The sequence below is a fragment of the Nonomuraea sp. B5E05 genome, assembly GCF_039880665.1.
In the GTDB taxonomy this organism is placed as follows: Bacteria; Actinomycetota; Actinomycetes; order Streptosporangiales; family Streptosporangiaceae; genus Nonomuraea.
In genome coordinates, this window is the sequence record NZ_JBDPMJ010000010.1 from 288,158 (window position 1) to 309,744 (window position 21,587).

Sequence of the window (21,587 nt, forward strand, 5' to 3'; positions counted from 1 at the left end):
CACGGTGTGTCACCGTGCCATCACCCCCCGGAGGTGCAAAACCATACCGCTCTATGCCCGGCTCGTCCGGTACGGCTTCAGGAAACACGCCACCTACGTCGCAGCCGCGCTCGCCGGCGCCTTCACCAACAGCGTGTTCGGCATCCTGCGCGCCTCCATCCTCATCGCGCTGTGGCAGGCCCGCCCGGGCCTGGCCGGCTACGACATCGCCGACGCCGTCACGTACTGCTTCGTCACCCAGGCGTTCATCGCGCCGATGCAGCTGTTCGGCGGCGGCCTCGGCATACCCGAACGCATCCGCAGCGGCGACATCGCGCTCGACCTCGTCCGCCCCGCCCCGCTCCAGGCCTGGGCCCTCGCCGAGGACGTCGGCAGGGCCGCCTACCTCTTCCTGGTCCGCGGCATCCCGCCCATGCTGGTGGGCGCGGCCGTGTTCGGCGTCGTCGTCCCCGGCGACCCCGGCAGGTGGGCTGCCTTCATGACCGGGTTCGCGCTCGCCGTCGTCGTCAGCTTCGGCTGGCGCTATCTGATCGCGCTGTCGGTCTGCTGGCTCATCGACGACCGCGGCGTGGCCGTGCTGTCGATGGTGCTCACCACGTTCTTCAGCGGCATGATGGTGCCCCTGCACATCTTCCCCGGCTGGCTGGCCGACGTCGCCAGGTCCCTGCCGTGGGCCGCCATGGTCCAGTTGCCCACCGACCTCTATCTCGGCAAGGCCCCCGTCATGGAGACGCTCGCGTTCCAGGTGTTCTGGGCGGCGGTCCTGCTCGGCCTCGGCGCGCTGGCCACCAGGGCGATCCGCCACAAGGTGGTGATCCAGGGTGGTTAGCACCTATGTCCGGCTGGCCTGGACCTGGACCCGCGCCGCCGCCGCATATCCCGCCTCGTTCGCGCTGATGACCGTGCTCGGCTTCGTCACGACCGGGCTCGAACTCGCCGTGGTCCTGATCATCTTCGCCAACACCACCACCCTCGCCGGATTCTCCCGCGACGAGGTCCTTTTCCTGTACGGCGCCGCGGGCGTGTCCTTCGCCCTCAGCGACATGTTCGTCAGCAACATCGACCGGGTCAGCCAGCACATCAAGGCCGGCACCTTCGACACGTTCCTCATCAGACCGGTGAGCGCGTGGCTGCAGCTCACCGCCGACCGCTTCAACGCCAACAGGATCGGCCGCGTCCTGCAGGCGGGGCTCGTGCTCGGATACGCCGTCGCGGCGCTCGGCCTCGAGTGGCGGCGCGCCTGGATGATCCCCGTCATGGTGGCCACCGGGTTCGTCATCTTCGCCGCGCTCTGGACGCTGGCCGGCGCGGTGCAGTTCGTGCTCACGGACGCGCCGGAGCTGGCCAACGCCTTCACCTACGGCGGCCAGCAGCTCACCCAGTACCCGTTGAGCATCTACGGCCGCGACCTGGTCAGCGGCGTGACCTACGTGCTGCCGATGGCCTTCGTCAACTGGCAGCCGGGCCTGTACGTCCTGGACAGGGGCGACCCCCTCGGCACGCCCGAGTTCATGCGTTTCCTCGGGCCGGCCGCCGCGCTGGCCCTCGCCCTGGCGGCCGCGCTGGCCTGGCGGCAGGGCATCAGGCACTACCGATCCACGGGGAGTTGACCATGATCGAACTTGATCGGGCCGGGCGCTCGTTCAAGGTGAAGAGAAAACTCGTCCACGCCGTGCGCGACCTGTCGTTCACCGTGTCGCCGGGAGAGTTCGTCGGCTATCTCGGCCCCAACGGCGCCGGCAAGTCCACCACGATCAAGATGTTGTGCGGCATCCTCACGCCGACCTCGGGCACGGTGCGGGTGGCGGGCCTGGATCCGTCGCGCAGGCGCACGACTCTGGCCCGGCGGATCGGCGTGGTGTTCGGGCAGCGCACGACGTTGTGGTGGGATCTGCCGCTGGCCGACAGCTTCGAGCTGATCCGGCACCTTTACAAAGTAGATCGCAGCGCGTTCCGTTCGAGGCTCGCCGAGCTGGCCGACACGCTCGACCTCGGCGCGTTCATCCGCACGCCGGTGCGCCAGCTCAGCCTCGGGCAGCGCATGCGCGGCGACCTCACGGCGGCGCTGCTGCACGCGCCCGACGTGCTCGTGCTCGACGAGCCGACGATCGGGCTCGACGTGGTCAGCAAGGCCGGCATCCGCGACTTCCTCAAGCGGCTCAACGCCGAACGCGGCACGACCGTGCTGCTGACCACGCATGACCTCGGCGACATCGAGCGCCTGTGCCGCCGGGTCATGCTGATCGACCATGGGCGGCTCGCGTTCGACGGGACGCTCGACGACCTGATGGCCACGGCCCCCGACCAGTCCAGCATCGAGGACGTGGTCGCCCGCCTCTACACCGGCAGCGGCGCCACCTAGTAGTAGCTGCTCTCCGGCGTGGTCTCGTACTCCTCGTCCAGGTCGTCGTCCCGCCTCGACCAGCGCGACGGCATCAGCACGGGGATGAACAGGGCCACGCCGAGGAGGGCGAACACTCCTGTCGTCAGCAGCGTCCTGGCGCCGGCGCCGGCCTCCCTGACCAGCTGGTGCATCGAGGGTTCGGCCGGGATGAACGACAGCGCCCTGTTCACGTCGAGCGCGTAGACGATCGTCCAGGCCAGCAGCACCATCGACGGCAAGAACGTCGCCAGCGGCGAGACCCGGCCCGCCACCACGAGGCCGACCACCAGCCCGACCGCGGCCATCGAGCCCAGCGCGATCCACAACGTCTGGCTGTCGGGTGCGGTCGCCACGGAGCTTCCGGCCGCCTGCTGGACGGCCCATCCCCCGCCGGCCAGCACAGCCGCCGTCACCACCACTCCGATGAGCAATCCAGCTAAGTGCCGCAACGTTTCTCACCTCAATGTCGACGTGGTGGGCACGACCCTAGCGACAAAAGCCATATTCGGCCCAGGCATTGCACAGCTTCGGCCTCAGGACCTCATGAGCCCCCGCCCCGTGAGAACATGGGGCACACTCATGCGCGCGCGACTTCCCCTCAGGCTCGCGCGGACGGCCGCCTTCGCCGCCGTCTGCGTGACCCTCGCCGCCCTGGCCCACGTGCTGGGCGGCGGCGTGGCCCCCGCGCCGTGGACCGCCGCGCTCGGGCTCGCGGGCGTGTCCGCGCTGGGGCTGGCGCTGTGCGGCAAGGAGCGCTCGGCGCCGACGATCAACCTCGTGCTCGTCGGCGCGCAACTCGGGCTGCACGAGCTGTTCGCGGGCGAGGGCGCCTCCTACGTCTCGGTGCACGGCCACGCCCAGGGCGGCCTGGCCGTCGGCACCGGCATGCTGCTCACGCACCTGACGGCCACACTGATCACGGGCCTGTGGCTCTCGCGTGGCGAGGCCGCCATCTGGTCGTTGCTGCGCCGCGTCGGCCGCGGGCTCGTGCTGCTGCTCGCACCGGCCGCCGTGCCCTCCGCGCGGCCCGCCGCACCGATCGTCCGCACCCGGGTGGTGCCGCTCCAGCCGGGCTTCCGGCACTGCGTGGCCAGGCGTGGTCCTCCACTTCCCGCCTGACCGTCTGACGCCCCATCACCTTTCGACCAAGTGGAGATTCCGCATGTCCTTCGTACGCCGTGCGGCGACCGTGCTCGCCGCCGCCACCGCTCTCACCGCCGGCCTCGCCCTGCCGGCGCTGGCTCACGTCACCGTCCAGCCCGGCACCGCCGAGCAGGGCTCGTTCACCAAGGTCGCCTTCCGGGTGCCGAACGAGCGCGACGACGCCTCGACCACCAAGATCGAGGTCTCCTTCCCCACCGACCACCCGCTGGCCTTCGTGTCGGTCAAGCCCGTGCCCGGGTGGGAGGTCAAGGTCACCGAGGGCAAGCTGCCCGCGCCGGTCAAGACCGAATACGGTGACCTCGAGGAGGCCGTCACCAAGGTCGTCTGGTCGGGCGGCACGATCGAGCCGGGCCAGTTCCAGGAGTTCGAGGTGTCCATGGGTCAGCTGCCCACCGGCACCGACTCGCTGATGTTCCCGACGAAGCAGACCTACTCGGGGGGCGAGGTCGTCGACTGGTCCGAGGCCCCCAAGGCCGACGGCACCGAGGCCGAGCACCCCGCCCCGCTGCTCAAGCTCGTGCCCGCAGCCGGCGACGGGGCGGCCTCCGCCTCGCCGTCCGCGGCCGCATCCACCGCTGGGACCGCCGCCACGCCGTCGGTCGCCCCCGTGGCGGCCGCGTCGTCGTCCGACGGGACGGCCCGCCTGCTGGGCGGCGCGGGTCTGGTGGCCGGCGTGGCCGGCGTGGTGATCGGGTTCCTCGGCCTGCGCCGCCGTCCCACCTCCTGACGACCCGCCCCGCAACCCCCTGGCGGCCCGCCCCGCGGGTCTCCTGACGGCCCGGGCCCGCGGGCGCCTCTTCTGACGGCCCGGGCCCGCGGATCCCCTCCGCCCGCGGCCCGGGCCGTCCGACGCGCGCCCGGGGCCGCGGCCGGCCGGGCGCGGAGGTCAGGAGGTGATGTCCTTGCCGGAGAACCTGGCCCAGGCGATCGAGCCGAACAACACGATGTACGCCCCGAACGCCAGCAGCCCCTCCCCCAGCGCCGCCGTGTCGATGGGGCTGCGCAGCACCGCGTCGAAGTTCGTGAACCGCGTCGGCAGCAGGTACGGCGTGATCGAGCCGAGTTCCGGGATCGCGCGCAGCACCTGGCAGACGATGATCAGCACGATGGTGGCGGCGATGGCCCCGATGGACACCTCGGTGAAGGTCGACAGGGCCAGCGCGACGGCGGCCAGGGCGGCCATGCCCGCGCCCACGTAGCCGACGGCGATGAGGATGCGCAGCAGCCCCTCGCCCATGGGGATCGTGGTGCCCGACAGCAGTGTCACGTCCCCGGCGGGGAAGAGGGCGAGCCCGGTCGCCAGCGCCGACAGCGCCACCACCGCGGTGACGGCGTACGCGAAGACGACCGCGTTGAGATATTTGACGGCCAGCAGCCGGGTGCGCCCGGCCGGCGCGGCCAGCAGGTAGCGCAGCGTTCCCGCCCCCGCCTCGCCCGCGATCGAGTCGCCCGCCACCACGCTGACGACGACCGGCATCAGCAGCAGCACGAGGAACGAGAACGAGACGAACGTCAGCATGAGGCTGTTGCCCGCGACGTCCTCGATGATCCCGCCCATGCCGTCCTCGCCGGCCACGACCCGCAGCGCGACGCCGATGACGACCGGCACGACGCCCAGCGCGGCCAGCATCAGCAGGTTGCGCGGCCGGCGGAAGGTCAGCCCCAGCTCCGAGCAGAGCAGCCGCCAGAACGACCACGGCGTCCGGGCGGGCGGCGTGCCGGGCTCATCGGGCTGCCGCGGCCGGCGTTCGGTGCTGCGCAGGGTCTCCTCCACCGGCACGAGCCCGGGCGTGCGCCTGGCCTGCGACCCGGCCGCCGTCCCGGCCGTAGACCCGGCCGCCGTTCCGGCCGTCGTTCCGGCCGTCGTTCCGGCCGTCGTTCCGGCCGTCGACTCGGCGGTCGATTCAGCCGTCGACATCGAAGCCCTCCCCTGTCAGTCCGACGAACACGTCCTCAAGGCTGGGCCGTATCACCGCCAGCCCGCGCACGGCCACGCCCTCCCCCACCAGCGTGGCGTTGATCTGCTCCGGCGCGCGCCCGTCCAGCTCGGCCGTGACCTCAGCGCCGGATCGCCGTACGTCGGCCAGGCCCAGCGCGCCGAGCACCCGCGCCGCGTCGTCGGCGTCCGGCGTCTCCACCCGGACGCGGGTGACCAGGCCGCTGCGGAGCGAGGCGATCGTGCCCTGCGCCACGAGCCTGCCGGTCCGCATGATCGCGGCGTGCGTGCACATCTGCTCGACCTCGGCCAGCAGGTGGGAGGAGACGAAGACCGTGGTGCCGTCCGCGGCGATCTCCTTGACCAGCGAGCGGACCTCGCGCGTGCCCTGCGGATCGAGGCCGTTGGTCGGCTCGTCCAGGATGAGCAGCTCGCGCGGGCCGAGCAGGGCGGCGGCGATGGCCAGGCGCTGGCGCATGCCGAGCGAGTAGTTGCGGTAACGCTTGCCCGCGGCGGCCGACAGGCCCACACGCTCCAGCGCCTCGGCGATGCGCCGCCCCGCGGAGCCGCCGCGGGCGGTCGGGTCGGCGGCGTCGAACCGCCGCAGGTTGGCCTCACCCGACAGGTACGGGTAGAAGGCCGGGCCCTCGACCACCGCGCCGACCCTGGGCAGCGCCTGGGCCAGGGGAAGGCCGAGCACGGAGTAGTCGCCGGACGTCGGCGCGACCAGGCCGAGCAGCATGCGGATCGTGGTGGTCTTGCCCGAGCCGTTCGGCCCGAGGAAGCCGAACACCGAGCCGCGGGGCACGGCCAGGTCGAGCGCGTCCACGGCGACCTGGCCCCCGCGGAAGCGCTTCGTCAGGCCGCGCGTGACGATGGCGCTCTCCCCGGAGTCGTCCCCCGGGGGCGGGGCCGCCCCGAGAGGCGCCCCCGCTTCCTGTGTGACGGCGGTCACCTGATGCCCGCCGCCTTGGTGATCTCCTCCGGGCTGACCGGGCCGACCAGGAGGCGGCCGTCGTCGGTCAGCAGGGCGGTGACGAGCTTGGTCCTGATCAGCTTGCCGGAGCCCCACGGGCCGCTCACCGGGGTGGCGGACTTGAGCACGCTGTCGAGCAGCGCGCCCGGGTCGGCGTCGCCGCCGAACCGCTCGCCGCTCTCCGGCGTCCGCTCGGCCTTGGCCGCCAGCTCCTTCTGGTCGAACGGCAGCACCGCCACGCTCGCCCAGCCGTCGCCGACGACCTTCACGCGGTCCTTGACGTCCTCGGCCTTCTCGGCGCGCTTCTCCGCCTGCTCGCCGGACTGCCCGCCGAGCGTCTTCTCCTCCACCTTGGCGCCCGCGGGCGGGGTGAAGGCGAAGTTCTCGGGGGCCGGCGGCGTGAACGTCACCTGCGTGAAGCCGACCTGGAACGCCGGCTCAGCCGAACCCTTGGCGTACACCTGGACCTGGAGCGGGACGTACGTCTCGCCGTCGAGCGCGATGCGCACCTCCTGGACCAGCGAGCCCTCCGCCTTGGGCGCCAGCACGAGCTGGTAGGCCGGGCGGCCCGCCACCTCCGCCGTGTTGATCACCCGGACGTCGGTGTACTTCTCGGCGTCGGCCAGCAGCCGCTCCGCCACCTGCTGCGGCGTCAGATCGCTCGGCCGGGGCATCGGCGTCCTGTGCTCCTGGCCGGCGCCCTCCTTGACCGTCAGCCTGGTGGCGGTGTTGGTCGAGCTGTCCCAGTACCAGCCCTGCTTTCCGTTGAGGATGAGGTTGGTCTCGTTCAGCTGGGTCGGGATGGCCACGCGCATCTTGTCGTGGGCGCCGTACCAGACCTTGACCTCGTGCGAGCCGGACAGCAGGCTGAGCGGCGAGGTGTCGGCGGTCTGCGGCAGCGTGGGCAGGCCGAGCGACGCCGTCTGCTGGACGGTGCCGGACATCGGCGGGACGCCGCCCGCCTTGCTGTTGGCCGCCGCCGCGTCGGCCAGCAACTGCTGGGCCGAGCGCTCCGGCAGCACGGGATCGCCGCTCACGGCGGCGATCACGGGGCCGACGCCGATCGCCGCTCCGATGACGGCCGCAGCCGCGACCGGGACCCCCCACCTCACGTACGTTCCTCTGCGCATCTCACTCCTTTACCGTATGTCGATGCTCAGAGCCTGCGTCATGCATCCTTAGGCGGACCTGAGACTTTCTGAGACGGCTCTCAGCCTTCTCAGCGCCGTCTCAGCCAAGGACAGGAGAATCGCCACATGAGAGTGCTTGTCGTCGAGGACGAGCGGCGGATGGCCGCCGCGCTCCAGCGGGGGCTCCAGGCGGAGGGGTTCGCCGTGGACCTCGCCCACGACGGCGAGGAGGGACTGCACGCCGCCCGGCACGGCGACTACGACGTCGTGGTGCTCGACATCATGCTGCCGAGGTTGTCGGGCTACAACGTGTGCAAGCGGCTGCGCGCCGAGGAGAACTGGGTGCCCATTCTCATGTTGTCGGCCAAGGACGGCGAGTACGACATGGCCGACGGGCTCGACCTGGGCGCCGACGACTATCTGACCAAGCCGTTCTCGTACGTGGTGCTGGTGGCCAGGTTGCGGGCGCTGCTGCGGCGCGACTCGGGGCGGCGGCCGTCGGTGCTCGTGGCGGGCGACCTGTCGCTGGACCCGGCGCGGCGCAGGGTGGAGCGGGGCGAGCGGCCGGTCGAGCTGACGCCCAGGGAGTTCGCGCTGCTGGAATTCCTGATGCGCAGGCGCGACGAGGTGGTGTCGAAGTCGGAGATCCTCGAGCACGTGTGGGACACCTTCGACACCGACCCCAACGTGGTCGAGGTGTACGTCGGCTACCTGCGGCGCAAGATCGACGCCCCCTTCGGCAGGAACGCTCTGCAGACCGTGCGCGGCGCCGGCTACCGGCTGGCGGGCGACGGTGGCTGACTCGCCGCTGGACTGGTGGCGGCGGCAGGGGCTGCGGTTCCGCCTCACGGTGGCGGCCGCCGCGGTGCTGGCGCTGGCGCTCGCGGTCTCGGCGTCGGTGCTGCTCAGCGTGCTCGACCGGGCCCTGATCGACACCGTCGACGAGTCGACGAGGGCGCAGGCGCAGGCCGTGCGCGTAGCGGCCGACGCCGGGACGCTCACCAGCCCGATCACGACCCACGACGGCACGATCGTGCAGGTCATCGACGACCGCGGGCGGATCACGCACGTCACGTACGGAGCCGACCGGCTGGTGCCGCTGCTCGACGCGGAGGCCAGGGAGAAGGTGCTGGCGGACGGGCAGGCCACGCTGCTGGATGGGCGGCCGTACGCGATCCCGGGGTTCCTGCGGGTGATCGTGCTGCGCGCGGACCGCGGCCAGACCGTGGTGGCGGCCCGGCCCGTCAGCGAGATCCAGACGAGCCTCGGCACGGCGGCCAGGGTGCTGTTCGTCGGCACGCCCGCGCTGGTCGTGCTGCTCGCGGTGGCGAGCTGGCTGATGATCGGCCGGACGCTGCAGCCGATCGCCGCCCTGCGCAGGGGCGCCTCGGAGGTCACGCACACGGCCAGGTCGCGGCGGCTGCCGGTGCCGCAGTCGCGGGACGAGGTGCACTCGCTGGCCACCACGCTCAACGACATGCTGGCCAGGCTGGAGGAGGCGGAACAGCGCCAGCGGGCGCTGGTCGCCGACGCCGCGCACGAGTTGCGCAGCCCGCTGGCCAGCATCCGGCTGCAGTTGGAGGTGGCGCTCGGGCATCCGGAGGGCCAGGACTGGCAGGAGACCGCCGAGGGCGTGCTCGAGGACACGATGCGGCTGTCCAGGCTGGCCGAGGACCTGCTGGCGCTGGCCCGCCTGGACGAGCGCGGCGGCGTGCCCGCCAGGCGCGAGCCGGTCGACCTCGACGAGGTGGTGCGCCAGGTCGTGGACCGGTACGGCGAGGCGCGGCTGACGGTGTGCGACCCGGTCGTGGTGCGCGGCGACGCCCTCGACCTGAGCCGGGTGCTGACGAATCTGATGGACAACGCGGTACGCCACACCACCTCCAAGATCGAGGTGGCGCTGACCGCCGACGGCGTGCTGACGGTGACCGACGACGGCCCCGGCATCTCCGAGCAGGATCGCGATCGGGTGTTCAACCGCTTCACCAGGCTCGATTCCGGGCGCAGCCGCGACGAGGGCGGCGCCGGCCTCGGGCTGGCGATCGTCCGCGAGACCGTGCGGGCGCATGGCGGCACGGTCTCGCTGGAGGACGCCGGCCCGGGGTTGCGGGCCGTGGTGCGGCTGCCGGTGTCCCGCTAGGCCTAATCCGTTGGACCTGAGCGGCCACAGCCCTGGCGCGGGCCGGGTGCGCGTGTCAGGCGGCGCGGGTGATCCTGCCGGAGCCCTGCGCCGCGTCGTACGCGAGGACGCTCACTTCAGGCGGGCTTCGCCGGGGACTGCCTGGACGGCGTCTGTCACGTGCCGGGAAGGCACACGCCGGCGGGGGTTTCCGGGAGGTGCTGGAGGATCGAGGGCCGGCGACGACGTCGTCTGCGGCCTTCAGGGGCCCTGCAATGGCGCGGTGTGCTCGCCGGGCCCCCGGGCTCGGATGATCCGGGCCCTGTCGGGTGGACGTGGAGGGAGATGGAGCGTTCCGAAAGTGGTCAGGCGGCGGTCCCCTTCTCTGCGGTGGTCAGGAAGTCCTGGGCGATGAGCGGCAACCGGCGGCGGGCGTGGACGACCGCGATGACCCGGCGCACGGCGGGGTCGAGCGAGCGCACCACCAGACCGGCGCGACCGGCCTGCTCGGCCATGCCGCGATACCACAGCAGGGACGCCTGACCGGCGCGTACCGCGTTGAGCCAGCCGTTGCGCTCGTCGGTTTCGAGCACGACGACGGGCGTCACCGCGAACTTGCCGAACATCGCGTCGAGTTCCCTGCGGCGCAGGCTGCCGCGGGCGGGCAGCGCCAGGCGCATGCCGTTCAGCTTGCCCATCGGCACGGGGTTGGGGAGTTCGAGCCCGGGCGGGGAGATCAGCACGATCTCCTGGCGTTCGAGCGGGTGGGTGATGAGGTCGGTGGGCACGGGGAGATCGGTGAGCCCTAGATCGGCCCGCTGATCCCTGATGGCGCTGACGACGCCGTCACGGCCGTCGCAGCGGACGATGTGCACGCGCACTCCCGGGTGGTGGGCCGCGTAGGCGGGCAACAACCGCCCCGCGAGACCGGGTTCGAGGCTGGGTGTGGCGGCGATGCGGAGCTCGGCCTCGGTGGTCCCGGCCTGGTTGGCCAGTCCCTCGATCTCGTGAACCGCGTCGAGTGCCTCCCTTGCCAGCTTGACCACCCGGCGACCCTGCGCGGTGACGACCACGCCGCGGCCGGAGCGAGCGAAGAGCGTCATGCCGAGCTCTCGCTCCAGATCGCGAATCGCGCGGGAAAGCGCGGGTTGCGCGATGTAGAGCGATCTTGCCGCGTCGGTCATGGTGCGGTGCTCCGCAGTCGCGACCACATAGCGGAGCTGCTGGAGATTCATGCCAAAGAAGCTAGGACACCACCCGCCGCCGGGACCGAAAGATAGCGGAGATCACCTCGAATGATTTCGGACCGTAACCGAGTACCGCTACATCCGTGACGGGTGAGAAATCAGTATGCTTTTGCCCCAAATTTGGCAAAGGTCCGCCAAGTCGCGGCGCAAAGCCACTGAAAGCAGACAACCACGTGAACGGGGAGACACGGTGACAGGGAACGGGCAGTATCCACCCCCGCCACAAGGGCCAGGGCAGCCACAACGGCCACCGTCCTTGCCGTGGCCGCCGCCGGGCTACCGCCAGCCGCAGCCACAGGGGGGCGGCCCGCACCCGCCGCCGCAACCGCCACCGCCGCCCCAGCGCCCCCCGCACCATCCCCCTCGGCATTCCCCCCAGCACTCCCCTCAGGGCCCTCCTTACCAGGGGCCGCCGCAGGGCGGCCGGCAGTACGGGCAGCAGCCCCCTTACGGGCACCAGCCCTCGTACGGGCAGCCGCCGCACCGGCAGCAGCCCTCTCCGCCCCCGCCACCGCCTCCCTTGCCGCCGGCGCAGCGCTGGCCGCATCCGCCGCCACGCAAGAAGTCCGGCATGGGCGCCGTCGGGGTGATCGGCGCCGTGCTCGGCTCGGTGGCGGCGCTGTTCGTGCTGATCGTCGTGGGGGCGGCGTTCTTCAAGGGCACGTCGCGGTCGGAGACCTCGAGGCCGATCGCGATCCCGACGTACGAGCCTTCGGAACGCGCCACCGACGACGAGCCGTTCCCCGAGCGCACGCGGACCCAGGAGCCGACGGACGAGCCCTCCACCAGCGAGCCCACGAGCCGGCCGACGGAGCGGGAGACGGAGGAGGCGGAGCAGGAGCCGCGGCAGACCGTCACGCTGAACACGAGCCTGAAGAACAACACGATGTACCGTGCGGGCATCCTTCCCAGGCTCAGATGCCCGGCGGGCAACGCGAGCATCTTCAGCCACAGCCAGCTCAAGGCGCTGATCCTGAAGACCGGCAAGTGCATGGACCGGGCGTGGAAGCCCATCCTGGAGAAGCAGGGCATCAGGTTCAGCCCGCCCGGCTACGCCATCGCCGCCAGGCGGGGCAGGGGCGCGTGCGGCGACTACCCGTCGCCGGGGAACATCGTCCCGTACTACTGCCCGCAGAACAACACGATCTACGCCTCGACCTCGGCCATGGCCAGGGGCAACGGCAACTCCCGCGGCTACGGGCAGATCATCTCCTGGCACGGCGGGATCATCAGCATGATGGCCCACGAGTACGGCCACCACGTGCAGAACATCACGGGCCTGATGAACTCGTGGTGGCGCTCCACGCTGGACACCTCCAGCAGGAACGCCAAGCTCGCCCTCAGCAGGCGGCTGGAGCTGCAGGCCACGTGCTTCGGCGGCATGTGGATGCGCTCGGTCGCGTCGTCGTACCCGGTGAGCACGTCCGACAGGAGCCGGCTGTTCTCGTTCTACGGCCAGGTGGGCGACCATCCGGGCTATCCGCGCGACACGGCAAGCCGGTCAACAACCACCGCTGGTTCAGGCAGGGCTGGACGAAGAGCAAGGCGTACCAGTGCAACACGTGGATGGCGTCGTCCTCAGCGACCTCCTGAAGTCAATGAGGAATTCATCTCAGGTTGGGCACATGTCGTTGTTGTCCAAGTATGGGGACTAGAATCCTGGCAATCTTGTGGCCATTGGGGGGCAAACGTCAGTTTTGCCTGGTAGGCGAGTAGGGAGCCGGGTGTGCGCAATCGGGATGGGGAAGCAACCGTGCCAGGAGGCAGGAAACGGCGCCCCGCTCGCCGCCCACGCCCCGCTTCCCCTCGCGGTTCCGGTTCCAGCACCGGCACCGGCACCGGCTCCACATCGCGCAATGCCCCGCCGCGCTTCGCCAAGCCGCTGACCCCCGCCTCCGTCCTCGGGTGGACCGCACTGTCCGCCATCGTGCCCGGCGCCGCACACCTGCGGGCCGGGCAGCGTCGTATCGGGCTGGTGCTCGTCAGCGTGTACGCGGTGCTGGTGCTCGCCGTCCTGGCCTACGGGCTCAGCATCGCCGGCAACCTGGAGAACGCCGCCGCACTCGTCGGCGACGGCATGCTGATGACGATCGTCGTCCTCGCCGCGCTCGCCGCGCTGGCGTGGTTCGCGCTGCTGGTGACGTCGTACATCGCGCTCGGCCCGAGCAAGCTCAACCAGCAGGGCCAGATGATCACCGGCATCGTGGTCGGCGTGTTGTGCGTGGCCGTCATGTCGCCGTTCGCCCTCACCGCCAACACCGTGATGACGTTCCGCAGCACCATCAACGGCATCTTTCCCTCGTCGGACGACTCCGACGTGCCGCCGGCGGCCAAGGAGGGCGAGGACCCCTGGCACGGCAGGGATCGGGTGAACTTCCTGCTGATCGGCGGCGACGCGGCGAGCAACCGTACCGGCGTGCGGACCGACAGCATGACGGTGGCCAGCGTGCACGTCAAGAGCGGCGCCACGGTCCTGTTCAGCCTGCCGCGCAACCTGCAGCACGTGCGCTTCCCCGCCTCGTCGCCGCTGCACGACCAGTTCCCGAACGGCTACCTGGCCGAGCTCGGCAACGGCGGCCTGCTCAACGAGGTGTGGCAGTACGCCAACGACCATCCCGAGATCATGGGCGGCAAGAACAAGGGCCCGCGGGCCCTCATGGACGCCATCGGCCACACGCTCGGCCTGAAGATCGACTACTACGCGATGATGAACATGTATGGCTTCGCGGACCTGGTCGACGCCATCGGCGGCCTCAAGATCCGGGTCGAGCAGGACGTCAAGTGGGGCGGCCACTACGGCACCGCGGGCACGATCAAGGCCGGCTACCGGCGGCTCAGCGGCGAGGAGGCCCTCTGGTACGGCCGGTCCCGGGTCAACAGCGACGACTTCTCCCGCATGGGCCGCCAGCGCTGCGTCATCGGCGCCTTCGCCCAGCAGGCCACGCCCGCCGTGATCCTCACCAACTTCACCAAGATCGCCGGTGCGGCCAAGCGGCTCGCGCGTACCAACATCCCGAAGCACCTCGTGCAGCCGCTGGTGGAGCTGGCCGTCAAGGTCAAGGACGCCAAGATCACCAGCCTGCAGTTCGTACCGCCGGAGTTCTGGCCGGGCAATCCCGAGTGGGCGAAGATCCGCACCGCGGCGCGCAAGGCGATCGCCTCCTCGCTCCGGCCGGCCAAGCAGGCGCAGACGGCCCATGTGGGCGCCTCGCCGACCACCACGGCCAGTTCGGTGAAGACCCAGGCCGCCCAGCCGACGCAGACGCCGACGAGGAACAGCCAGAAGCGCAAGGGGGACGACGCGAAGTCCCTCGAGGAACTCTGCGGCCTTTGAGACCCCGGCACACCGCACCGACATTCGCGCTGGCACCGGGACACCTCGCTTTGAGACCCGGCACACCGCGCTGAGGACCCGCCACACCCGCTCCCAGCCCAGGGCCTCCCTTGGACCCGGCGCTCCTCGTCGAGGTCCTGTACACCGCCCCTGAGGCCCGGCCAGAGGCTGCTTCGGCGCGGGACGGCAGACGCGCGGCAGGCGCCGGACGACGAACGCGACGGGGACGGGCGGCCGACGCGACGGGTGCGGCTCAGGGGAATCGCCCTGGGCGGCCGCCCCTCACGTCACACCAGCGCGGCCTTCTTCCTCGGCAGCAGCACCAGCGCCCCGATGTAGAGCAGGGCCGCCACGATCAGCAGGCCCTTGTACCCGATGATCAGCGCGGCGTACTCCAGACAGCCGCCCACCATGGCGCCCAGCAGGTTGGCGCCGAAGGACGTGGTGGCGTCGGCGGTGTCGGCGAAGCGCTTGGCGAAGACGATGTTCGCGGCGAAGATCGGCAGGAAGGCCACGGTCACCGCGGCCACCGCGCGCAGCGGCAGCGGCAGGGACAGCAGCCACGCGTTCGGCACCAGCCAGGCCAGCAGCAGGCCGGCGAGCAGCACGCCGTACATGACGGGCAGCGGCGGGGTGCGGAAGCGGCGGGTCACCTCGACGGCGGCGAGGACCGCGACGAGCACGCCGGCGAAGACGATGGCGTTGACCACCCACGTCGTGCCGAACAGCAGCGCGAAACCGGTCACGCTCTTCGTCTCCAGCAACATGAACGCCACGCCCAGCAGGAACAGGTCGGCGTACGGCCGCATCCGGTCATAAGGGCCCGCGACGACGCGGACGGCGAGGAGGCTGACGATGAGGATCAGGCCGAGCGTGATGATGTAGATCGGCGGGATCGTCGCGTCCTTGAGGTAGAGGAAGGGGCGGTCGTCGTCGGCGGGGGCCGGGGTGCCGGGGGCGGCACCGGCCCAGGCGGCGCCGCAGCGCTGGTCGGCCTCGCTCAGGCCGGCGGTGATGACGGCCTGCTGGCCGGCGATGCTGACGACGTCGACGCACGGCTTGTGGCCGAAGGCGCTCTGCATGGTGGCCGCGAGGCGGTCGACGAGCCAGCTCTCGCGGTAGTAGTTGTACATCGAGAAGGCGCCGCCCGGCTTCAGGTGCTCGCGGGCGGCCTGCATGGCCTCTTCGGTGAACAGGTAGCTCTCCAGGCGCAGCGAGCTGGCTCCGGAGACCAGGGTGAGAGAGTCGGGCAGGGCGAAGAGGATGAGGTCGTACTTCTCGCCTGTGCGTTCCAGGAAGGCGCGGCCGTCGGTGATGTGGGTGGTGACGCGCGGGTCGTCGTAGGGCCGGTCGGGGTGGACGGAGCCGCCGAGCTCGCGCAGCTTGGGGTCGATCTCGACGGCGTCGACGCGGGCGGCGCCCTTGGACAGCGCGATCGCCACGTCGGTGCCGCTGCCGGCGCCGACGATGAGCACGTCCTTGGGCGGTTTCGTGGTCCGTTCGTACGGCAGGCCGTACTGGCGCTCCCACTGCAGCCTGGCGGCGGCGGGCACGGCCTGCTGGTGCGGGATGCCGTTGACCGCGATGTCGGTGACGGCGACGCCCAGCTGCTGGAGCTGCCTGAACGTGACCTTGTAGTACGGCGACCAGATCGCTCCCGCGGTCAGCGTCTCGGCCAGCAGCAGCCCGACGACGGCCAGCGAGGGCACCGTCACCAGCCCCACGTAGAGGGCGCGCGGCCGGGGCACCAGCAGCAGCGCGTAGCAGATCGCGGCGATCAGGCCCCAGAACACCGGCGGCGCGCTCAGGAAGGACAGCGCGGTGAACGCGGCGATGCCGGTGAGGCTGCCGACCAGGTCGTAGCGGTACGCCTCCAGGCGCGGCAGTTCGGGGAAGCAGCGTCCGACGAGCTCGGCGGGGCCCATGAGCACCAGCGCCGCGGCGCAGAAGATCACCGGCAGGATCAGCCACGCGGGCGGGCCGCTGGTGGACAGGCTCGTCCAGTAGAGGACGCCCTCGGTGTTCCTGTCGACGGTCACCGGGAAGATCAGCACGACCACGACCAGGAGGGCGAGCACCACGGGCGAGTAGTAGGGCTGCCGCCGCGACCGGCCGACGCGCAGGAAGCCGAGCCCGATGCCGAGGAACGAGCCGAGCAGCACGAAGTTCGTGAAGTAGCTGAGGTGGACGATGTTGGATCCGGTCCACCTGATCAGTGCCAGCTCGAGGAAGAGCATGAAGGCGCTGGCGAGGATGAGCCTCGGCCGCACCGCCAGCCAGTGAGTCTTCTCCCCGTCGTCGACCGGCTTCCTGGCCTCCAGCGTCATGCTGCCTCACCGTAGTGAAAAGATCGCCGGCACGGAAGTCCGGCGAGCCGCGGACAAAAGTCGTCCACTTCGCGGCGATTAGCGCATTTCCGCAGGTCAAAACCGGTGCGAACCGCTGGACGCGGGCGGGCGGATGCAGGAATGTTGGGACGTTCGCTCCCCCACACACGTTGGTGGTGACACATGCGGGTCCTGATCCAGCTCCGCCCCTCTCCCGACCTGGTCGCGGCCGTCGCCGACCCCGGCCAGGCCGCCACCACGGCCGACGTCGCCGACGGGTTGCCCGGAGTCGAGCTCGACTCGGCGTTCGTGCCCGTGGCCGTGCCGAGGCCCGTCCCCTCGACCGGCGGCGACCCGCTCTCGCTCAATCAGCCGCTCGACTTCTCGCTGGCCGCCGAGGACGCGTCCGTCCTGGTCCGGGGGACGATCTCCGACGACGAGCTGGCCTCCAGGGTCACGCTGCTTCCCGGCATCAGGACCGACGTGGTCGGCATCTTCGCCGATCCGGTCATCGGGTCGGCGCCGCTGTGCGGGGGCGATCCGCCGGCCGGCGACTGGCACGACGTCGAACGCCTGCTGCACGTCCCCGGGCTGCACGCCGAGGGCCTCGACGGCGCCGGGGTCGCGCTGGCCGTGCTCGACAACGGCATCAACGCCGCCCACACGGCCAGGCAGCTCGGCAGGGCCGTCACGCTGGACGCCGAGCGCTCCTGGAGCCCGCCGGGAGTGTCGGGCACGCCGGGCGAGTTCGAGGTGGACCACGGCACGATGTGCGCGTTCGACGCCCTCATCGCGGCCCCTCACGCGTCGCTCGTCGACATCCCGGTGTTGCTGTCCACCCGGCCGGGCGGCTCGGTGATGGACGGGCTGCTGTCGGACGCGGTGTCGGCCTTCGCGCACCTGCGCAACGTGCTCGACGCCCAGCCCGCGGGATCCAGGGCGCTGGTGGTGAGCAACTCGTGGGGATCGTTCTCGCCCGAGTGGGACTTCCCCGTCGGGCATCCCGGCAACTACTCCGACAACGCCGCCCACCCGTTCAACCTGATGGTGGCCGGCCTGGACCGGGCGGGCGCGGACGTGCTGTTCGCGGCGGGCAACTGCGGCCGCGAGTGCCCCGACGGCCGGTGCGCCTTCCCCTCCCGGCCGATCGTGGGCGCCAACTCCCATCCGAAGGCCCTGTCGATCGGCGGCATCGACATCAACGGCGAGCGGGTGGGCTACTCCTCGCAGGGGCCGGGACGGCTGACCGCCCGCAAGCCGGACCTCTGCGCGTACACACATTTCTCCGGGTCCCAGGCGCTGGGCCCCGGCTCGCCCGATTCGGGCACGTCGGCGGCGGCGCCGGTGGCGGCCGGGCTCGTGGCGGCGGTGCGCACCATGTGGCCGGCGGACAGGTTGTCGCCCGCCCAGCTGCGCGCGCTGCTGCGGCGCACCGCGGAGGACCGCAGCGAGGTGGGGTTCGACTACGGCTACGGCTACGGGATCGTGGACCCGGCGGGCGTCATCACGGCCCTTCAGCGCCGCGCCAGAAGCGCGGCCTGACCCGCGCGGGCGTGGCCGGAGCGGTCCGGCCACGCCCGCGCTCCTTACGCGTTCTCCCTGTTGAACACGCGCGTCCCGATGGTGAGGCTGACCACGGCGAACACCGCGGTCACCGCCACGCCGGCGCCGACCGTGCCCGTCAGGTAGTGGCCGTGGAACAGGTCGCGCAGCGCCTCCAGCACATACCGGAACGGGCTGACGTGCGAGATGGCGTCGAGCCAGCCCGGCGCCATCGACATCGGCAGGAACGAGCCGGACAGCAGGATGAGCGGGATCACCGCCGTGGACATCACCGGCGCGAACAGCTGCTCGTTCATCGTCAGGGCGACGGCGTACGACAGCGCGGCCAGGCTCAGCCCGAGCACGACGATCAGCACGAACCCGGCCGCCAGCCCGAGCGCGGGTGCGCGCAGGCCGAAGGCGAAGCCGACCACCAGGAGCAGCAGCGTCTGCAGGATCAGCGTGACCGCGTTGGTGAGCACGCGCCCGAGCAGCAGCGCCAGCCGGCTGGCCGGGGTGACACGCATCCGTTCCAGCACTCCGGAACGTTTCTCGAAGACGATGCCGAACCCGGCCAGCCCCATGCTCATCAGGCCGAGCTGGATGATCAGGCCCGGCACGAGCGTCTCCCAGGTGCCGAACGTGGCGAAGATGGGCCCGAACAGCACGAGGAAGAGCAGCGGCTGGACCGCGCCGAAGACGACGCCGACCTTCTGCCGGAGCGTGACGCCCACGCCGTGGCGGAACAGCACCCAGGTGTCGCGGAGCATCAGACGCCCTTCCCCGACAGCTCGCTCTCCTCGCGGAGTGACCTGCCGGTGATGTCGAGGAACACCTCGTCGAGCGTGCGTCCGCCGGTCTTGAGCTCGGCCGGGGCGCCCTCGGCCACGATCCGGCCGTGGTCGATGATCAGCAGCCGGTCGCAGAGAGCGTCGGCCTCGTCGAGGTAGTGGGTCGTGAGGAACACCGTCATGCCCTTCTCCTCGCGCAGCGCGCGGATGTGGCCCCACAGGTTGGCCCGGCTCTGCGGGTCGAGGCCGGTCGTCGGCTCGTCGAGGAAGAGCAGCGCCGGGTCGTGCAGCAGCGCGAACGCGATGTCGAAGCGGCGGCGCTGGCCGCCGGAGAGCGCGCCGCCGAGCCTGGTCTCCAGCCCCGCGAGGTCCAGCCTGGCCAGGACCTCACCTGCCTTGGCGCCGGACTCCCGGCGGCTCAGCCCGTAGAGCATGCCCTGGAGTTCGAGCTCTCCCTTGAGCGGCGTGGTCGGCAGGATGCCGCCGCCCTGGGAGACGTAGCCGATGTGCCTGCGCACCTCCTTCGCGTCGGCCCGCAGGTCGTGCCCGGCCACCGTGGCGGTGCCGGACGTGGGGCGCAGCAGGGTGGTCAGCATGCGCATGGTCGTGGTCTTGCCCGCGCCGTTCGGACCGAGGAAACCCACGATCTCACCGGGCTCCACCGCTATGCCGAGGTCTCTGACGGCCTCCACGCCGCCATCGAAGGTCTTGCTCAGACCCGAAGTCTTGATCATTTCATCGCCTCCAAAATTGAGGTAACCATAAAATTGGTGTCACTGCAATTTGGGTACGATGGGGACATGGGTGAAGGGCTGCGGGAGCGGAAGAAACGCGAGACCAGGGAGCGCATCGCCGACATCGCGATGGGCCTGTTCATGGCCAAGGGGTTCGACAACGTGACCGTGGCCGAGGTGGCGCGGGCCGCCGACGTGTCGGTCAACACGGTGTTCAACTACTTCAGCACCAAGGAGGACCTGTTCGCCGACCGGCAGCACCTGGCCGTGGACCACCCCGTGCGGGTGCTGCGGGAGCGCGAGCCCGGCGAGAGCGTGGTGCGGGCCTTCCGGCGCGACGTGCTCCACGCCATCGACACCCAGGACTGGCGATACGGGTTCAACCTGGGCACCGACGTGTTCGCCAGGATCGTGGACGCCAGCCCGGCGCTGGTCGCCCGGATGCGCGAGGTGCACGAGCAGCGAGAGAAGGTGCTGACCCGAGCGCTCGCCGACGAGCTCGGCGCGGATTCCGACGACCTCCGCCCCAGGCTCGTCGCGGCGCACATCCTCACCACGGCGCGGCTGCTCACCGACTATTCGGTGAGCAGGAGGCTCGCCGGCGAGGAGTGGGAGAGCATCGAACCCGACCTCAGAGCGCAGGCGGAGAAGGCGTTCGACCTGCTGGAGCCGGGCCTCGGCGACTACGGCCGGCGGCGCTAACCGCTGCTCTCGAAGCCGCCGGTGAGGAACGCCATGCCCAACCCGAAGATGATGAACCCGAACGTGAGCATCATCAGGACGCTGCTGATGATGCCGCAGATGCGCCCCGCCTGGATCGAACCGCGGTTCTCGTAGTAATAACCGCTCTCGTCGATCTCGCTAAGCGCTCTGTTGCCCATCACCCAGGCGAAGGGCCCGAGGAGGCTGCAGACCACCAGGCTCAGGATGCCCAGCACGAGGATGGCGGTGCCGTTGGGGTGGCTCTGAGGGGGTGGGCCGTAGTGCGGATAGGACATGTCGTCCGGCCCCTCCCGAGCCTGGTCGTGTGGGTTATACCACGGTCTCCTGCTTGATCATCTTGCGCCATCATGGTGGGGCAACACGATCATTGCCTTAGGAGCCTACCCCCGTGCGTGAACGCATGCGCGACTTCCTCGCCCACCGGCGCTTCCAGCGGTTCATCATCGCGGTCATCCTGACCAACGCGGCCGTTCTGGGACTCGAGACCTTCCCTCAGGTGGTCGAGCGCCACGGCGACCTGCTCACCCTCATCGACCATGTCGCGCTCTACATCTTCGTCGTCGAACTGCTGGCCAAGGTCTACGTCGAGCGTTCGGCGTTCGTCCGCGACCCGTGGAACATCTTCGACGCGGTGATCGTCGGCATCGCCCTCGTCCCGGCGACCGGCGGCCTGTCGGTGCTGCGCTCCCTGCGCATCCTGCGCGCGTTGCGGTTGTTGTCGGTCGTGCCGAGCCTGCGCCGCGTGGTCTCGGCGCTGCTGCGCGCCCTGCCGGGGATGAGCTCGATCGTGGTGCTGCTCTCCCTGGTGCTCTACGTGGCCGCCGTCATGGCCACCAAGCTCTACGGGCAGGCCGCCCCCACCAGGTTCGGCAGCCTGCCCACGTCGTTGTTCACCCTCTACCAGACGATGACGGGTGACGACTGGGGCAACATCGCCAAAGAGGTGATGGATCGTCATCCGTCGGCCTGGATCTTCTTCACGATCTTCATTTTGGTGTGCACGTTCGTCGTGCTGAACCTGTTCCTCGCCGTCGTGGTCAGCGCGATGGACGAGGAGAACTCCGAGGAGCGCGCCGCCGCCAGGCAGGACACTGGCGATCGCACCCAGCGCATCCTCGACGAGCTCGCCGAGCTGCGCAAGGAGCTGGCCGAGCTGCGCGCGCAGCGGGCCCTGGACTGAG

General features: G+C 70.8%; 21 protein-coding genes. 12 read left to right on the forward strand and 9 right to left on the reverse strand.

The genetic code is table 11. The annotated features are described in order from the left end of the window. Window positions 1–4: 4 nt before the first annotated feature. From ABGB01_RS21015 to ABGB01_RS21025, 3 genes are read left to right on the forward strand one after another with little or no spacing between them, the layout of a single operon-like run. Entirely contained in the window at window positions 5–829 is an 825-nt protein-coding gene (locus ABGB01_RS21015) for an ABC-2 family transporter protein (RefSeq protein WP_347775238.1), read from the forward strand. Next, entirely contained in the window at window positions 822–1,610 is a 789-nt protein-coding gene (locus ABGB01_RS21020) for an ABC-2 family transporter protein (RefSeq protein WP_347775239.1), read from the forward strand. The genes ABGB01_RS21015 and ABGB01_RS21020 overlap by 8 nt, the downstream gene beginning before the upstream one ends. A 2-nt stretch (window positions 1,611–1,612) precedes the next feature. Beyond that, a complete protein-coding gene (locus tag ABGB01_RS21025) occupies window positions 1,613–2,362 on the forward strand; it encodes an ATP-binding cassette domain-containing protein (RefSeq protein ID WP_347775240.1) in 750 nt (249 codons plus the stop codon). Here the strand turns inward: ABGB01_RS21025 and ABGB01_RS21030 are convergent. Beyond that, entirely contained in the window at window positions 2,359–2,796 is a 438-nt protein-coding gene (locus ABGB01_RS21030; RefSeq protein ID WP_347775241.1) for a hypothetical protein, read from the reverse strand. The two genes, ABGB01_RS21025 and ABGB01_RS21030, sit on opposite strands and share 4 nt — an antisense overlap. Window positions 2,797–2,962: 166 nt before the next feature. Between ABGB01_RS21030 and ABGB01_RS21035 the strand changes: the two genes are divergently transcribed. Both ABGB01_RS21035 and ABGB01_RS21040 read left to right on the forward strand, forming a co-directional pair. After that, window positions 2,963–3,502 (forward strand): MFS transporter, encoded by a 540-nt coding sequence (locus ABGB01_RS21035; RefSeq protein WP_347775242.1) that lies wholly within the window; start codon window positions 2,963–2,965, stop codon window positions 3,500–3,502. A 43-nt stretch (window positions 3,503–3,545) separates the two neighbouring features. Beyond that, window positions 3,546–4,274 (forward strand): YcnI family protein, encoded by a 729-nt coding sequence (locus ABGB01_RS21040; protein ID WP_347775243.1) that lies wholly within the window; start codon window positions 3,546–3,548, stop codon window positions 4,272–4,274. Between the two features lie 159 nt (window positions 4,275–4,433). On the opposite strand, the gene ABGB01_RS21045 is transcribed toward ABGB01_RS21040, so the two are convergent. From ABGB01_RS21045 to ABGB01_RS21055, 3 genes are read right to left on the reverse strand one after another with little or no spacing between them, the layout of a single operon-like run. Continuing rightward, a complete protein-coding gene (locus ABGB01_RS21045) occupies window positions 4,434–5,465 on the reverse strand; it encodes an ABC transporter permease (protein ID WP_347775244.1) in 1,032 nt (343 codons plus the stop codon). Further along, complete coding sequence (locus ABGB01_RS21050) at window positions 5,452–6,438, reverse strand: ABC transporter ATP-binding protein (protein WP_347775245.1); 987 nt, start codon at window positions 6,436–6,438, stop codon at window positions 5,452–5,454. The genes ABGB01_RS21045 and ABGB01_RS21050 overlap by 14 nt, the downstream gene beginning before the upstream one ends. Next, window positions 6,435–7,589 carry a DUF2092 domain-containing protein gene (locus ABGB01_RS21055; RefSeq protein ID WP_347775246.1) on the reverse strand — a complete coding sequence of 385 codons (1,155 nt, stop codon included), beginning with the start codon at window positions 7,587–7,589 and terminating at the stop codon, window positions 6,435–6,437. Before ABGB01_RS21055 ends, ABGB01_RS21050 begins: the two co-directional genes overlap by 4 nt. A 126-nt stretch (window positions 7,590–7,715) precedes the next feature. On the opposite strand from ABGB01_RS21055, the gene ABGB01_RS21060 reads away from it, so the two are divergent. Both ABGB01_RS21060 and ABGB01_RS21065 read left to right on the forward strand, forming a co-directional pair. Then, complete coding sequence (locus ABGB01_RS21060) at window positions 7,716–8,390, forward strand: response regulator transcription factor (RefSeq protein ID WP_347619003.1); 675 nt, start codon at window positions 7,716–7,718, stop codon at window positions 8,388–8,390. Continuing rightward, the gene (locus tag ABGB01_RS21065; RefSeq protein WP_347775247.1) at window positions 8,383–9,729 is read left to right on the forward strand and encodes an ATP-binding protein; all 1,347 of its coding nucleotides are present in this window, start codon (window positions 8,383–8,385) and stop codon (window positions 9,727–9,729) included. The genes ABGB01_RS21060 and ABGB01_RS21065 overlap by 8 nt, the downstream gene beginning before the upstream one ends. Before the next feature lie 344 nt (window positions 9,730–10,073). Here the strand turns inward: ABGB01_RS21065 and ABGB01_RS21070 are convergent, their stop codons facing one another. After that, entirely contained in the window at window positions 10,074–10,943 is an 870-nt protein-coding gene (locus tag ABGB01_RS21070) for a LysR family transcriptional regulator (protein WP_347775248.1), read from the reverse strand. Between the two features lie 583 nt (window positions 10,944–11,526). Between ABGB01_RS21070 and ABGB01_RS21075 the strand changes: the two genes are divergently transcribed. After that, complete coding sequence (locus ABGB01_RS21075; RefSeq protein WP_347775249.1) at window positions 11,527–12,663, forward strand: neutral zinc metallopeptidase; 1,137 nt, start codon at window positions 11,527–11,529, stop codon at window positions 12,661–12,663. Window positions 12,664–12,882: 219 nt separating this feature from the next. Then, entirely contained in the window at window positions 12,883–14,289 is a 1,407-nt protein-coding gene (locus ABGB01_RS21080; RefSeq protein ID WP_347775250.1) for an LCP family protein, read from the forward strand. A gap of 287 nt (window positions 14,290–14,576) precedes the next feature. Here the strand turns inward: ABGB01_RS21080 and ABGB01_RS21085 are convergent, their stop codons facing one another. After that, window positions 14,577–16,616: a spermidine synthase gene (locus ABGB01_RS21085; protein WP_347775251.1), complete on the reverse strand. Its 2,040-nt coding sequence runs from the start codon at window positions 16,614–16,616 to the stop codon at window positions 14,577–14,579. A 183-nt stretch (window positions 16,617–16,799) separates the two neighbouring features. Here ABGB01_RS21085 and ABGB01_RS21090 point away from each other — a divergent pair, with 183 nt between their 5' ends. Next, window positions 16,800–18,158 carry a S8 family serine peptidase gene (locus ABGB01_RS21090; RefSeq protein WP_347775252.1) on the forward strand — a complete coding sequence of 453 codons (1,359 nt, stop codon included), beginning with the start codon at window positions 16,800–16,802 and terminating at the stop codon, window positions 18,156–18,158. 44 nt (window positions 18,159–18,202) lie between these two features. On the opposite strand, the gene ABGB01_RS21095 is transcribed toward ABGB01_RS21090, so the two are convergent. Beyond that, window positions 18,203–18,928 (reverse strand): ABC transporter permease, encoded by a 726-nt coding sequence (locus tag ABGB01_RS21095; protein WP_347775253.1) that lies wholly within the window; start codon window positions 18,926–18,928, stop codon window positions 18,203–18,205. Further along, the gene (locus ABGB01_RS21100; RefSeq protein ID WP_347775254.1) at window positions 18,928–19,683 is read right to left on the reverse strand and encodes an ATP-binding cassette domain-containing protein; all 756 of its coding nucleotides are present in this window, start codon (window positions 19,681–19,683) and stop codon (window positions 18,928–18,930) included. The genes ABGB01_RS21095 and ABGB01_RS21100 overlap by 1 nt, the downstream gene beginning before the upstream one ends. Window positions 19,684–19,749: 66 nt before the next feature. Between ABGB01_RS21100 and ABGB01_RS21105 the strand changes: the two genes are divergently transcribed. Then, window positions 19,750–20,385, forward strand: coding sequence for a TetR/AcrR family transcriptional regulator (locus tag ABGB01_RS21105; RefSeq protein WP_347775255.1), 636 nt, complete (start codon window positions 19,750–19,752; stop codon window positions 20,383–20,385). Here ABGB01_RS21105 and ABGB01_RS21110 read toward each other — a convergent pair. Continuing rightward, window positions 20,382–20,681: a DUF4190 domain-containing protein gene (locus ABGB01_RS21110; RefSeq protein ID WP_347775256.1), complete on the reverse strand. Its 300-nt coding sequence runs from the start codon at window positions 20,679–20,681 to the stop codon at window positions 20,382–20,384. The genes ABGB01_RS21105 and ABGB01_RS21110 overlap by 4 nt on opposite strands. Before the next feature lie 113 nt (window positions 20,682–20,794). Between ABGB01_RS21110 and ABGB01_RS21115 the strand changes: the two genes are divergently transcribed. Continuing rightward, window positions 20,795–21,586 carry an ion transporter gene (locus ABGB01_RS21115; RefSeq protein WP_347775257.1) on the forward strand — a complete coding sequence of 264 codons (792 nt, stop codon included), beginning with the start codon at window positions 20,795–20,797 and terminating at the stop codon, window positions 21,584–21,586. The last annotated feature ends 1 nt before the right edge of the window (window position 21,587 follow it).

What these genes read in the sequence shown, in the direction of transcription:
- ABGB01_RS21040 (WP_347775243.1), top strand. Translation starts at nt 3,546, where the DNA reads ATGTCCTTCGTACGCCGTGCGGCGACCGTGCTCGCCGCCGCCACCGCT.
- ABGB01_RS21060 (WP_347619003.1), top strand. Translation starts at nt 7,716, where the DNA reads ATGAGAGTGCTTGTCGTCGAGGACGAGCGGCGGATGGCCGCCGCGCTC.
- ABGB01_RS21045 (WP_347775244.1), bottom strand. Translation starts at nt 5,465, where the DNA reads ATGTCGACGGCTGAATCGACCGCCGAGTCGACGGCCGGAACGACGGCC.
- ABGB01_RS21100 (WP_347775254.1), bottom strand. Translation starts at nt 19,683, where the DNA reads ATGATCAAGACTTCGGGTCTGAGCAAGACCTTCGATGGCGGCGTGGAG.
- ABGB01_RS21055 (WP_347775246.1), bottom strand. Translation starts at nt 7,589, where the DNA reads ATGCGCAGAGGAACGTACGTGAGGTGGGGGGTCCCGGTCGCGGCTGCG.
- ABGB01_RS21025 (WP_347775240.1), top strand. Translation starts at nt 1,613, where the DNA reads ATGATCGAACTTGATCGGGCCGGGCGCTCGTTCAAGGTGAAGAGAAAA.
- ABGB01_RS21070 (WP_347775248.1), bottom strand. Translation starts at nt 10,943, where the DNA reads ATGAATCTCCAGCAGCTCCGCTATGTGGTCGCGACTGCGGAGCACCGC.
- ABGB01_RS21090 (WP_347775252.1), top strand. Translation starts at nt 16,800, where the DNA reads ATGCGGGTCCTGATCCAGCTCCGCCCCTCTCCCGACCTGGTCGCGGCC.
- ABGB01_RS21085 (WP_347775251.1), bottom strand. Translation starts at nt 16,616, where the DNA reads ATGACGCTGGAGGCCAGGAAGCCGGTCGACGACGGGGAGAAGACTCAC.
- ABGB01_RS21095 (WP_347775253.1), bottom strand. Translation starts at nt 18,928, where the DNA reads ATGCTCCGCGACACCTGGGTGCTGTTCCGCCACGGCGTGGGCGTCACG.
- ABGB01_RS21105 (WP_347775255.1), top strand. Translation starts at nt 19,750, where the DNA reads ATGGGTGAAGGGCTGCGGGAGCGGAAGAAACGCGAGACCAGGGAGCGC.
- ABGB01_RS21110 (WP_347775256.1), bottom strand. Translation starts at nt 20,681, where the DNA reads ATGTCCTATCCGCACTACGGCCCACCCCCTCAGAGCCACCCCAACGGC.
- ABGB01_RS21075 (WP_347775249.1), top strand. Translation starts at nt 11,527, where the DNA reads ATGGGCGCCGTCGGGGTGATCGGCGCCGTGCTCGGCTCGGTGGCGGCG.
- ABGB01_RS21035 (WP_347775242.1), top strand. Translation starts at nt 2,963, where the DNA reads ATGCGCGCGCGACTTCCCCTCAGGCTCGCGCGGACGGCCGCCTTCGCC.